Genomic DNA, 11,831 nt, shown 5'->3' on the forward strand with positions numbered 1-11,831 from the left:
GATGCATCAGGGCCAATCAATCGTTGCGTCCCCTGCCCTGCCTCGTTATGGTGGCAACCAACTTGATAAGTCTGGAGTATCCCACATGGCCTTTTTCCGCTTCTTGTTCAATCTGCTCTGGTTTGTACTGGGAGGTGTCTTTATGGGCCTGGCCTGGTGGCTGGCCGGTCTGCTCTGCTTTATCTCGCTGGTCGGCATCCCCTGGGGGCGCGCCTGCTTCGTCATCGGCACCTTCACCTTCTTCCCTTTCGGCAAGCAGGCGGTCAGTCGCAAGGCGATGACGGGTCAAGGTGATATCGGCACCGGCACCCTCGGGCTGATTGGCAATATCATCTGGTTCGTGCTGATCGGGATCTGGCTGGCTATCGGCCACATTGCCTCTGCTCTGGCCTGTTTCATCACCATCGTCGGCATCCCGTTTGGCATCCAGCATCTCAAGCTGGCCATCATCAGTCTGGCCCCCATCGGCCAGATGATCGTAACCAATCAGGAAGCCGAATCAGGCCGCTATATCCGCTGAGCGGGTTAAAAATCGGATGGCAGGCGGTGCCTGTATTGCAAAAAAAGGGCAGACTAGGGTCTGCCCTTTTTCATTGCATCCATTCGAGGCATCCCATGCTCCCCAGCCACTTTTTTGCCAATCTCGCCCGCATGAAGCTCATCTACCGCTGGCCACTGATGCGCAACATCCAACCGGAAAACATCGCCGAGCACAGCCTGCAGGTCGCCATGGTGGCCCACGCCCTCGGCATCATCAAAAACCGGCTCTTTGGCGGCACTGTGGATGCCGACCGCGCAGCAGTGATGGCGCTCTACCACGACAGCAGCGAGGTGCTGACCGGCGATCTGCCCACTCCGGTCAAATACTTCAATCCCGAGATCGCCCGCGAATACAAGAAGATTGAGCTGGCCGCCGAGCAGCGCCTGCTTGGCATGCTGCCAGCGGAACTGGTGGAGGACTTTCGCCCGCTGCTCGATTCGGCAGCCCAGGATGGCGAACTGGCCAGACTGGTCAAGGATGCCGACACCCTCTGCGCCTATACCAAGTGTCTGGAGGAGATCAACGCCGGCAACCGGGAGTTTGAACCTGCTCGCAAACGCCTCGAGGCGATGCTGGCGGCCCGGATGAGCGAGGAGATGCGCTACTTTATCGACACCTTCGTTGCGAGCTTCTCCCTGCCGCTCGATGAGCTGAACGCCCACTAAGTCCGCTCACTACATCGACACACAGACAGAAAAACAGAAGAGCCCGCCGGTTTAACACCGGCGGGCTCTTCGTCTTTATCAGCGGATCAGATGCAGCGCATCAGTGACCCAGCTCTCGAGACGGTACCAGACCGCTCGCCCGCCAGGCGGGATAGAGGGTAGCAACCAGACTCATCAGGATGGCCGCCCCCGTCACGATAAGCAGATCCTGCATATGCAATTCGGTCGGCAAGAAGTCGATGAAGTAGATATCCGGATTGAGGAAGCGGTGGCCAATAAGCTTCTCGATGACACCCAGGATCTGGGTTAGCTTGCTGGAGAGCAGGCCCCCCAGCAGCGCCCCGAGCAAGGCACCGGCCACGCCGTTGACCATCCCCTGAATGACGAAGGTAAGCCGGATCTGGCCCGGGCTCGCCCCCATGGTCTTGAGGATGGCGATCTCGCTGCGCTTCTCGTTCACCGCCATCACCAGGGTGGAGACGATATTGAAGCAGGCCACTGCCACCACCATCAGCATCACCACATACATGACGGTACGCACCATCTGGATGTCCTGATAGAGATAGCCCTGACTGTTCATCCAACTGCGGATATAGACGTGATGGGGGAAGCGCTGGGCCGCCGCGACCGTGATGGACTGCGCCTTGAGCACATCGCTCACTCGCAGGCTGAAACCTTCCACATCGCTGCCCATGCCGGTGATCGCTTGCGCATCGGTCAGGTGCATGAAACCGAGCAGGCCATCGAGCTGGCCGCCGATCTCCAGCAACCCGACCACGGTCAGGGTTTCCCGGCGGGGATTCTTGATCCCCGTCTGATCGCCCCCTTGCGGCAACAGCAGGGCAAGGGTGTCGCCAACCTTCACCCCCAGCTTGTCGGCGATGGTCTTGCCGAGGATCACCCCCCGCTCGCCGGCCTGCAGCTCACGCAGGCCACGGCCCGTCATGTATTTGCCGGCATCGGAGAGATTGGCTTCCAGATCGGGCAACACAGCGCGCAGTTGCACCCCCTTGAGGGCTGAGCCGTGCTCCAGCAAGCCGTTGAGACGAATGACGGGGGCGGCAGCTTCCACCCCGGGCTGCGCCAGCAGGTAGTCGCGCAGACGCGGCCAATCCGGCAGCGGCCGCTCGACCGCATCCAGCTCCCCTTGCGGCACCACGGAGAGCACCCGGTCTTTCAGTTCACGCTCGAAACCGTTCATGGCGGAGAGGCCCAAAATCAGCGCCATCACCCCGAGGGCGATACCGATCAGCGAAGAGGCGGAGATAAAGGCGATAAACCCGTTGCGACGACGGGAGCGGCTATAGCGCAGGCCCAGAAAAAGGGGCAGCGGTTTGAACATCAGGCAACCTCCGCCATCACGCCGCTCACCAGCGTGACCCGGCGATGGAGCTTGGCCGCCAGACTCAGATCGTGGGTGACCACCACAAACGCAGTGCCCAGCTCACGGTTGAGCTCACAGAGCAGCTCGTAGACGGCGGTAGCGCTGGCGTGATCCAGGTTACCAGTCGGCTCGTCCGCCAGCACCAGACTCGGTTCGTTGACCAGCGCACGGGCAATCGCCACCCGCTGGCGCTCACCACCGGAGAGCTCGGACGGTCTGTGGTTGAGACGGTGGGAGAGCCCTACCCGCCCCAGCATCCGGGTCGCCTTCTCGGTAGCGACAGCTACCGATTCACCGGCGATCAGCAGCGGCATGGCCGCATTTTCCAGCGCACTGAACTCGGAGAGCAGGTGGTGGAACTGATAGACGAAACCCAGCTCCTGATTGCGAAAACGGGCCTGGGTACGGCTATCCCAGTGGTGAATATCCTCCCCCTTGAACAGCACGGCACCGCTGGAGGGGTTATCGAGTGCCCCCATCAGGTGCAGCAGGGTGGTCTTGCCGGAGCCAGAGCTCCCCACTACCGCCAGCATCTCGCCCGGTGCGACGCTCAAATCGATCCCCTTGAGTACCTGGGTCTCCAGCTCGCCCTCTTTGTAGACATGGTTGAGGGCCTGGCAACGCAGCAGAGGCTCACGGGATACGGCTTCATTCATAAAGGGGGCTCCACTTGCTCCAGTAATCGCATCAGAGGTAACAACAGAAGATGAATTATTCATAACGCAGCGCCTCCGCCGGCTTTACCCGCGCCGCGCGGGCTGCTGGATAAAGGGTGGCGCTGAAGCTGAGCAGCACGGCGCCCAGCAAAATGGTGACGACCTGAGCTGGCTCGACGATGACCGGCAAGCCGCTGCCACCCGCAGCCATATAGAGGTTGAGCCCCACCGCATTGAGCAGCGGGTTGAGACCCAGGGTCAGGCCAAGCCCCGCCAGCCCACCAAACAGGGAGCCAATCACCCCGCTGGAAGCGCCGAGCACCATGAAGATTTTGACGATCCCCGACTCGCTCATGCCCATGGTGCGCAGGATGGCCACTTCGCCCTCCTTGTCCGTCACCACCATCACCAGCGCGGAGAGAATGTTGAAGGTCGCAACGGCGATGATCAGTACCAGCATCAGCCCCATCATCCGTTTCTCCATGGCGACCGCCTGGAACAGCTCGCCCCGCTCACGGCGCCAATCCTGCCACAGCAGCCCATCAGGCAGCGGCGTCTTGATCACCTGATCAGCGGCAAACGGATCATCGAGCCAGAGGCGAATGCCACCGACGGTTTCTGTCGGCAGCCGCAGCAGACGCTGGGCATCCCCGAGCGCAATGAACGCAATCTGGTTATCCACATCGGCACCCACTCCGAAGATACCGGAGACGGTAAAGAGGCGCTGGGCCGGCACCCGGCCAAAGGGGGTAAAGCGGGAGCCTTCGGTCAGGATCAGACGAACCTGGTCACCGATGGTGACATTGAGGCGGCGCGCTACCCCCTGCCCCAGCACGATGCGGTAGTGACCGGCCTGCAAGGTATCGAGGCGCCCCCCCAGCATCTGGGAGTGCAGGATGTCATCCTTGGGCCAGAGGGCGGGATCGATCCCCTGCACGCTGACGCCGGTGAGCTGACCGGGGCTTTGCAGCATCCCTTCGCTGTCGAGCATGGGGGCCGTGGCCACCACGTGAGGCAGCTTGGCCAGGTCCGGCAGCCCTTGCGGCGCGGCATCAATGCGGCCAGCCTCGTTGGTGACCACCACATGGGGGATCACACCGAGGATGCGCCCCTTGAGCTGGCCTTCGAAACCGTTCATCACCGAAATGACCACCATCAGGGCCGCAACCCCGATAGCAATGCCGAAGGTGGAGAACAGGGAGATAAATGAGACGAAGCGGTTGCTGCGCTTCGAGCCTGCATAACGCAGGCCGATGGCCAGCGAAAGGGGCTGAAAAAGTCCGGTCTTCAAGGATATCTACGTTGCCAACAAAATAAGATACCGGATAATAAAGGGAAACCGTCCATGACAACAAGGGATAGCCTCCATGCAGGAACAGTTCTTCAGCGTTACTCATGCCATGCCGGTCAATGTGATCCCCATGCCGGCAGACTTCCATCTCCCTTCGCTCACGGAGCTGGACGCTGAGCTGCCGGAGCCTTTTCGCATCTCCTCGGCCATCACCTCCATCGACATGGTGACCAGCCGGCTGCTGCGCAATCAGAACGAATCGATGCACGATCTGGTCGAGATCGTCAATCAGCAGTCGCGCAAGATCGACATGATCATGGGCTATGTGCTCTCCATGCAGGATCACCCCGAGCAGCGCTTCCACACCCTGCGCTTTGGCGCGGGCGAGCTCACCTACCTGCACCCTTATCATGGCCACGGGGATGCGCCGCATCCGCACCAGATAGTGCGCCTCAAGATCTTCCTGCGCGAAGAGGCCGCCGCCATCTACTGCTATGGCCAGGTCAGGGAGGTCACCCCGGGCGAGCATGGCACCCATGTGGTGCTCGACTATGTACGGATCCGTGAAGATGACCGTGAACTGCTGGTACGTGCCAGCCTCCATGTGCAATCCAAACAGCTCAAACTGCGTGCCCAAGAGCGCCAACAACGTTAAAAGAATCGAACGATGCCAATGACACTCCCCGCCTTGCCCGCCAAAGCGGGCCAAAAGATCACGCTCGGCCAACTGGTCGGCAGCAGCCTCTCGCTCATAGCCGCTCGCCTCATTACACAAAACAAGGGGCCCGTCCTGCTGCTCACCGCAGACACCCCGAGTGCCCTGCGCCTCGAGCAGGAACTGCAATACCTGCTGGCCGACAAGGGCTGCCCGGTGCTGCTGTTCCCGGATTGGGAGACGCTGCCCTACGACACCTTCTCCCCCCATCAGGACATCATCTCCCAGCGGCTCGAGACCCTCTACAAGCTGCCGCAGATGAGCAGTGGCGTACTGATCGTCCCCGTCTCGACCCTGATGCTGCGTTGTGCGCCGCGCGCCTATCTCGACAAATACAGCCTGATGGTGAAAAGCGGCCAGCGCCTCAACCTGCAACAGCTGCGCGGGCGCCTCGCCGAAGCGGGTTACGTGGCGGTGGATCAGGTGCTGGAGCACGGCGAGTTTGCCGCCCGCGGCTCCCTGCTCGATCTCTTCCCCATGGGCAGCAGCAGCCCCTATCGCATCGACTTCTTCGACGATGAAGTGGACTCCATCCGCCCGTTCGATCCGGAAACCCAGCGCTCCAGCGAACCGGTCAAGAGCGTCAGCCTGCTGCCAGCCCGGGAGTTTCCGACCGATGAGGGGGCCATCGAGCTGTTTCGCGGCCACTATCGCGAGCAGTTCGAGATCTCCCGCGCCGAGGGCTCCGTCTATCAGGAGGTGAGCAAGGGGCGCTGGCCTGCCGGCATCGAGTATTATCTGCCGCTCTTCTTCGACCAGACAGCCTGCCTGTTTGACTACCTGCCGGCAGAGACCCTGCTACTCACCGTTGGGGATATCTACCCCGCCGCCCAGCGCTTCTGGAACGACATCGAGCAGCGCTACGAGGACAGGCGCTGGGACAACACTCGTCCCCTGCTCCCCCCGGTCCAGCTCTACCTGCCGGTGGAGCAGCTCTTTGCCGCCCTTGGTAACTACGGCGCCGTCAGGTTGCAGGAGGGGCCGACTGCCGGCGATGCGGGGCAACACGATATGCCGGCCAGCACGCTGCCGGACCTGCAACTCGACCACAGCAAGGAGCAGCCGCTGCTGGCGCTCAACCAGTTCCTGCAAGGCTTTGCCGGGCGCACCCTGTTTGCGGTGGAGTCCGAGGGTCGGCGTGAAGTGCTGGGCGAGCTGCTGGCGCGCATCGCGCTGCAACCCAAGGAGTTTCCCTCCCTCGACTCCTTTGTGGCGAGCCAGGATCGCCACGGCCTGCTGGTTGCCCCTCTTGAGCGCGGTTTCCTGTGGCAAGAGGCCGGAGCTGATGCCAGTAATCAGCCACTGGCTCTGATCACAGAAACCGAGCTGTTGGGCGGCAAGGTTCGCAGCAAGCGGGCACGGGAGAAGAGCAAAAACTTAAGCTCCGATGCGGTGATCAGAAACCTCGGCGAGCTGACCCAGGGCCAGCCGGTGGTGCACCTCGATCACGGGGTCGGCCGCTATCTGGGGCTTGAAACCATCGACGCCGGAGGCCTGCCCACCGAGTTTTTGACGCTGGAATATGCCGGCGGCGACAAGCTGTTTGTGCCGGTTACCAGTTTGCACCTTATCAGTCGCTACACCGGCTCTGACAACCCGCCCAGCCACAAACTCGGCGGCGAGGCCTGGAGCAAGGCGCGGCGCAAGGCGGCGGAAAAAGTGCGCGACGTGGCGGCCGAGCTGCTCGATGTCTACGCCCACCGCGCCGCTCGCGCCGGCTTTGCCTTCAAACACGACCGCGAAGCCTATCGCCAGTTTGCCGCCGGCTTCCCGTTCGAGGAGACCGAGGATCAGCTCAACGCCATCAATGCGGTGCTGGGGGACATGTGCCAGGCCAAGAGCATGGATCGGCTGGTGTGCGGCGACGTAGGCTTTGGCAAGACCGAGGTGGCGATGCGGGCGGCGTTTGTGGCCGTTCATGGCGGCAAACAGGTCGCCGTGCTGGTACCCACCACCCTGCTCGCCCAGCAGCACTACGACAACTTCCGCGACCGCTTCGCCAACTGGCCGGTGCGGGTCGAAGTACTGAGCCGCTTCCGCTCTGCCAAGGAGCAAAACAGCGTCATGCAGGAGCTGGCCGAGGGCAAGGTGGATATCATTATCGGCACCCACAAGCTGCTCGGCTCCGAACTCACCTTCAAGGATCTGGGGCTGCTCATCGTCGATGAGGAGCACAGATTCGGGGTACGCCAGAAGGAGAAGATCAAGGCGCTGCGGGCCGACGTGGATATCCTCACCCTCACCGCCACCCCCATTCCGCGCACCCTCAACATGGCGATGTCGGGCATGCGGGATCTCTCCATCATCGCCACCCCGCCCGCCAAGCGGCTCGCCATCAAGACCTTTGTCCGCCAGCACGAACCGGCGGTGGTGCGCGAGGCGGTGTTGCGGGAATTGAAGCGTGGCGGGCAGGTCTACTACCTGCACAACGACGTGGAGAGTATCGAGAAGTGCGCGGCAGACCTTGCCGAACTGGTACCGGAGGCGCGCATCGGCATCGCCCACGGCCAGATGCGCGAGCGCGAGCTTGAGCGAGTGATGTCGGACTTCTACCACCAGCGCTTCAACCTGCTGGTCTGCACCACCATCATCGAGACCGGCATCGATGTACCGAGCGCCAACACCATCATCATGGATCGGGCGGATCACCTCGGTCTGGCCCAGCTGCACCAGCTGCGGGGCCGGGTTGGCCGCTCCCACCATCAGGCTTATGCCTACCTGCTCACTCCCCATCCCAAGCTGATGACCAAGGATGCGGCCAAGCGGCTGGAGGCGATCGCCTCCCTCGAAGACCTTGGCGCCGGCTTTGCGCTGGCCACCCACGATCTGGAGATCCGTGGCGCAGGTGAGCTGCTCGGCGACGATCAGAGCGGCCAGATCGAATCGGTGGGTTTCACCCTCTACATGGAGATGCTGGAGCAGGCAGTCGAGGCGCTGAAATCGGGCAAGGAGCCGTCTCTCGAGCAACTGATGAGCCAGCACACCGAGGTGGAGCTGCGCCTGCCAGCGCTCTTGCCAGACGACTACATCCCGGACGTCAACATGCGCCTCTCCATGTACAAGCGGATCGCAAGCGCTGCGGACGAACAGGAGCTGCGCGAACTCAAAGTGGAGCTGATCGATCGCTTCGGCCTGTTGCCGGAGGCGACCAAAACCCTGCTGGAGTTGGCGGCCTTCCGTCAGCGCGCTACCGCCCTTGGCATTCGCCGGGTGGAGATGAGCGAGCGCGGTGGCTATCTCGACTTCACCCAGGAGACCAAGGTCAACCCGACCTATCTGGTCAAGCTGCTCTCCGAGCAGCCGCGCATCTACAAGATGGACGGGCCGACCCGGCTGCGCTTCCAGGTGCCGACTCAGGACAGGGCCATGCGCCTCAAGCTGGTGGATGGCTTGCTGGCGGATCTGGCCAGTCATAGCCAGTAACGGCTGCGAACGCCAAAACGGAACGGGAGCCACAAGGGCTCCCGTTTTTTATTCACTCACGATAACTCAGAGAATTACCCCTGACTGGCCGGGTCCTCGTGGGAGGAGAATTCGCGCATAAAGGCCTCTGCCCGCTCCACCATCTTGGTTGAACCGACGAAGTAGGGGGTGCGCTGGTGCAGCGCGGTGGGCTGGATATCCATGATGCGGTTGAAGCCGTCAGAGGCTTTGCCGCCTGCCTGCTCCACCAGAAACGCCATCGGGTTGCACTCATAGAGCAGGCGCAGCTTGCCGTTCGGCGAGTTGGTGCCGGACGGATAGATGTAAATGCCACCCTTGAGCAGGTTGCGATGGAAATCGGAGACCAGGGAGCCGATATAGCGGGAGGTGTAGGGTCTGTGGGTCGCTTCATCCCGCTCCTGGCAATATTTGAGGTACTTCTTCACCCCGTCCGGGAACTTGATGTAGTTGCCCTCGTTAATTGAGTAGATCTTGCCCTCCTCCGGAATGCGGATGTTTTCGTGGGAGAGGCAGAAGCAGCCGATGGAGGGGTCATAGGTAAAGCCGTTGACACCAAAGCCTGTGGTGTAGACCAGCATGGTGGAGGAGCCGTAAACCACGTAACCGGCCGCAACCTGACGATTGCCCGGCTGCAGGAAATCCTCGAGGGTGACGGGGGAGCCCTGCGGACTGACCCGGCGATAGATGGAGAAGATGGTCCCGACCGAGACGTTGACGTCGATATTGGAAGAGCCGTCGAGGGGATCTATCAGCACCACGTATTTGGAATTTTTGGAAAGCGGCGAGTCAAAAGCGACGAAGTCCTCCTCCTCCTCGGAGGCCATGCCGCACACCTCGCCGCGCGCCTCCAGCGCCGCCTTGAAGCGCTCGTTGGCGTAGACGTCCAGCTTCTGCTGCACCTCGCCCTGCACGTTTTCAGCCCCCATGGAGCCAATAATATCGGCCAGCCCGGCCTTGTTGATCTCCCGGTTCACCACCTTGGCGGCAAGGCGGATTGAGCTCAACAGCGAGGTCAGTTCGCCGGTCGCGGTAGGGTAATCAGCCTGCTTTTTGACGATGAACTCGCCCATGGTGATCATGTTTCGCATTTTTGGTCCTTTAAGATCGTTTCCGTTGGCGTTGAAAACGTTTGCAAGCATCGACAAAAAAAGAGCCGATCCTCGGCCGTGTTGTTTTGTAACTTAATGTAACGTCTGTTTTTTGTTTTTGCAGCGAATTAAGCGGGCTAATAAAACGGCAATTTGAACCCGATTTGTACTCGTTTCGGTCATAAAAAGGGGGCCATACGGTAACTTTCAGCCTCTTATTTTGCGCCAAAAAACGGCGCCAAACAGCGACCTTACTGACATTTCCCCCTCTTTGGCCTGTCGTTTCGCCCACCAGATACGTGGTGGCCTCTCCCCTATTGAGTTCCAAACGCCAATCACGCACACTCGTTTTCCGTTGGAAGCAAAAACATAAGGATTATCAATGAACAAGACTATCATTGCCGGCACGGTAGCCGGATTGCTCTCCCTGCCCGTCTGGGCTGCCGAAGTGCCGGCCGGCACCAAGCTGCTCCCCCCGGAGCAACAAACCTTTGTCACCAATATCGGCACCGAACCCACCACCATAGATCCGCAACTGGTGGAAGAGAGTGCCGGCAGCGCCGTCGTCAACGATCTGTTCGAAGGTCTCTATGTGCTCGATGCCAGCGGCAAGACCCAGCCTGCTGGCGCGCTCAGCTACGAGCTCGACAGCACCGGCACCGTCTACACCTTCAAGCTGAGGCCGGAGGCCAAGTGGTCGAACGGCGAGCCGGTTACCGCCGCCGACTATGTCTACGGCTGGCAGCGGGCGGCCAATCCCAAGACCGCCTCCAACTACGCCTGGTTTATCGAATTGATGGGTATCGCCAATGCCAGCGAAGTGATTCAGGGCAAGAAGAGCCCCGATGCATTGGGAGTCAAGGCGCTGGATGAACATACCCTGCAAGTGACCCTGAAAAACCCGGTTCCCTTCTTCCTGAAGACGCTGGCGCACTACACCACCTTCCCGGCACCCAAAGCCACCATCGAGAAATATGGCAAGGAGTGGGTCAAGCCCAGCAATATCGTCTCCAACGGCGCCTTTGTGCTCAAGGAGTGGACCCCCAACGAGCGGCTGACCGCCGAGCGCAACCCGCACTACTGGGACAACCGGCACACCGTGCTGAACAAGGTGATCTATCTGGAGGTGGTGTCGGAGACTTCCGCCTACAACCGCTACCGCACCGGCGAGTTGCACTACACCACCTATCCGCTGGAGCAGTACCAGCACATCAAGAGCCAGAGCCCGGAGGAGCTGGTCAGCGCTCCCATGCTGGCCACCTACTACTACGTCTTCAACATACAGCGCAAACCGTTCGACAACCCGAAGGTGCGCAAGGCGCTGTCGCTCGCCATCGATCGGGAGACCATCACCGACAAGATCCTGGGTCAGGGACAACTGCCCGCCTTCAGCCTGACGCCACCGAGCGTGGATGGCTTTGATCTGAAAAAACCGGCCAGTCAGCTGCAGAGCAAAGAGGAGCGGATCAAGCAGGCCAAGGCGCTGCTCGCCGAAGCGGGTTATGGCCCCGGCAAGCCGCTTGATGTGGACATTCTCTACAACACCAACGAGAGCCACAGGAAGATCGCGCTGGCCATCTCCTCCATGTGGAAACACAACCTCGGGGTCACCGCCACCCTCAACAACATGGAGTGGAAAACCATGGTCTCCACCCTCAACGAGGGGGATTTCGGGGTGAGCCGCTACTCGTGGAATGGTGACTACAACGATGCCTCTACCTTCCTCGACATCCTGACCTCCAGCAGCAGCGCCAACAGCGGTCGCTGGTTCAACAAGGAGTACGACGCCCTGCTGGCCAAGGCTCACGATGCGCAGAATGCTGACGAACGCAACGGGCTCTATCAGCAGGCAGAAGCGCTGATCGATGCCGAGGCCCCTATTGCCCCCGTCTACTTCTACGTCAAGTCGCGCCTGCTCAAGCCTTTCGTCAAGGGTTACCCCTATCAGAACCCGCAAGACATCGTCTACAGCCGCGATCTCTATCTGGTTGCCCCGTAGCGCTGACCGGTAGTCTCTGACCATAAAGAGCCGCCATCAAAAAAGTGC

General features: G+C 60.9%; 9 protein-coding genes. 5 read left to right on the forward strand and 4 right to left on the reverse strand.

Features of this window, described 5'->3' with window-relative positions; all coding sequences use genetic code 11:
* Nucleotides 1–85: 85 nt before the first annotated feature.
* Both NOM67_RS04855 and yfbR read left to right on the forward strand, forming a co-directional pair.
* Entirely contained in the window at nt 86–520 is a 435-nt protein-coding gene (locus NOM67_RS04855) for a YccF domain-containing protein (protein ID WP_042032366.1), read from the forward strand.
* 95 nt (nt 521–615) lie between these two features.
* Entirely contained in the window at nt 616–1,206 is a 591-nt protein-coding gene (yfbR, locus tag NOM67_RS04860; RefSeq protein WP_255934300.1) for a 5'-deoxynucleotidase, read from the forward strand.
* 100 nt (nt 1,207–1,306) lie between these two features.
* On the opposite strand, the gene lolE is transcribed toward yfbR, so the two are convergent.
* The 3 genes from lolE to NOM67_RS04875 are packed head-to-tail and all read right to left on the reverse strand — an operon-like array spanning nt 1,307 to nt 4,537.
* Nucleotides 1,307–2,548, reverse strand: a complete 1,242-nt coding sequence (gene lolE / locus NOM67_RS04865; protein WP_255934302.1) for a lipoprotein-releasing ABC transporter permease subunit LolE — start codon at nt 2,546–2,548, stop codon at nt 1,307–1,309.
* Nucleotides 2,548–3,246: a lipoprotein-releasing ABC transporter ATP-binding protein LolD gene (gene lolD / locus NOM67_RS04870; protein WP_033113129.1), complete on the reverse strand. Its 699-nt coding sequence runs from the start codon at nt 3,244–3,246 to the stop codon at nt 2,548–2,550. Before lolD ends, lolE begins: the two co-directional genes overlap by 1 nt.
* A gap of 55 nt (nt 3,247–3,301) precedes the next feature.
* Nucleotides 3,302–4,537, reverse strand: a complete 1,236-nt coding sequence (locus tag NOM67_RS04875; RefSeq protein ID WP_255934305.1) for a lipoprotein-releasing ABC transporter permease subunit — start codon at nt 4,535–4,537, stop codon at nt 3,302–3,304.
* 76 nt (nt 4,538–4,613) lie between these two features.
* Here NOM67_RS04875 and NOM67_RS04880 point away from each other — a divergent pair, with 76 nt between their 5' ends.
* Nucleotides 4,614–5,192, forward strand: a complete 579-nt coding sequence (locus NOM67_RS04880; RefSeq protein ID WP_033113131.1) for a PilZ domain-containing protein — start codon at nt 4,614–4,616, stop codon at nt 5,190–5,192.
* Nucleotides 5,193–5,210: 18 nt separating this feature from the next.
* Entirely contained in the window at nt 5,211–8,675 is a 3,465-nt protein-coding gene (gene mfd / locus NOM67_RS04885; RefSeq protein ID WP_198037956.1) for a transcription-repair coupling factor, read from the forward strand.
* Between the two features lie 74 nt (nt 8,676–8,749).
* On the opposite strand, the gene fbp is transcribed toward mfd, so the two are convergent.
* On the reverse strand, nt 8,750–9,784 hold the full coding sequence (gene fbp, locus NOM67_RS04890; RefSeq protein WP_041207524.1) for a class 1 fructose-bisphosphatase: 1,035 nt from the start codon (nt 9,782–9,784) through the stop codon (nt 8,750–8,752).
* A gap of 382 nt (nt 9,785–10,166) precedes the next feature.
* Here fbp and NOM67_RS04895 point away from each other — a divergent pair, with 382 nt between their 5' ends.
* Complete coding sequence (locus tag NOM67_RS04895; RefSeq protein WP_156852635.1) at nt 10,167–11,783, forward strand: peptide ABC transporter substrate-binding protein; 1,617 nt, start codon at nt 10,167–10,169, stop codon at nt 11,781–11,783.
* The last annotated feature ends 48 nt before the right edge of the window (nt 11,784–11,831 follow it).

The organism is Aeromonas sp. SG16, assembly GCF_024436135.1.
In the GTDB taxonomy this organism is placed as follows: Bacteria; Pseudomonadota; Gammaproteobacteria; order Enterobacterales; family Aeromonadaceae; genus Aeromonas; species Aeromonas jandaei.

What these genes read in the sequence shown, in the direction of transcription:
- NOM67_RS04855 (WP_042032366.1), top strand. Translation starts at nt 86, where the DNA reads ATGGCCTTTTTCCGCTTCTTGTTCAATCTGCTCTGGTTTGTACTGGGA.
- yfbR (WP_255934300.1), top strand. Translation starts at nt 616, where the DNA reads ATGCTCCCCAGCCACTTTTTTGCCAATCTCGCCCGCATGAAGCTCATC.
- lolE (WP_255934302.1), bottom strand. Translation starts at nt 2,548, where the DNA reads ATGTTCAAACCGCTGCCCCTTTTTCTGGGCCTGCGCTATAGCCGCTCC.
- lolD (WP_033113129.1), bottom strand. Translation starts at nt 3,246, where the DNA reads ATGAATGAAGCCGTATCCCGTGAGCCTCTGCTGCGTTGCCAGGCCCTC.
- NOM67_RS04880 (WP_033113131.1), top strand. Translation starts at nt 4,614, where the DNA reads ATGCAGGAACAGTTCTTCAGCGTTACTCATGCCATGCCGGTCAATGTG.
- mfd (WP_198037956.1), top strand. Translation starts at nt 5,211, where the DNA reads ATGACACTCCCCGCCTTGCCCGCCAAAGCGGGCCAAAAGATCACGCTC.
- fbp (WP_041207524.1), bottom strand. Translation starts at nt 9,784, where the DNA reads ATGCGAAACATGATCACCATGGGCGAGTTCATCGTCAAAAAGCAGGCT.
- NOM67_RS04895 (WP_156852635.1), top strand. Translation starts at nt 10,167, where the DNA reads ATGAACAAGACTATCATTGCCGGCACGGTAGCCGGATTGCTCTCCCTG.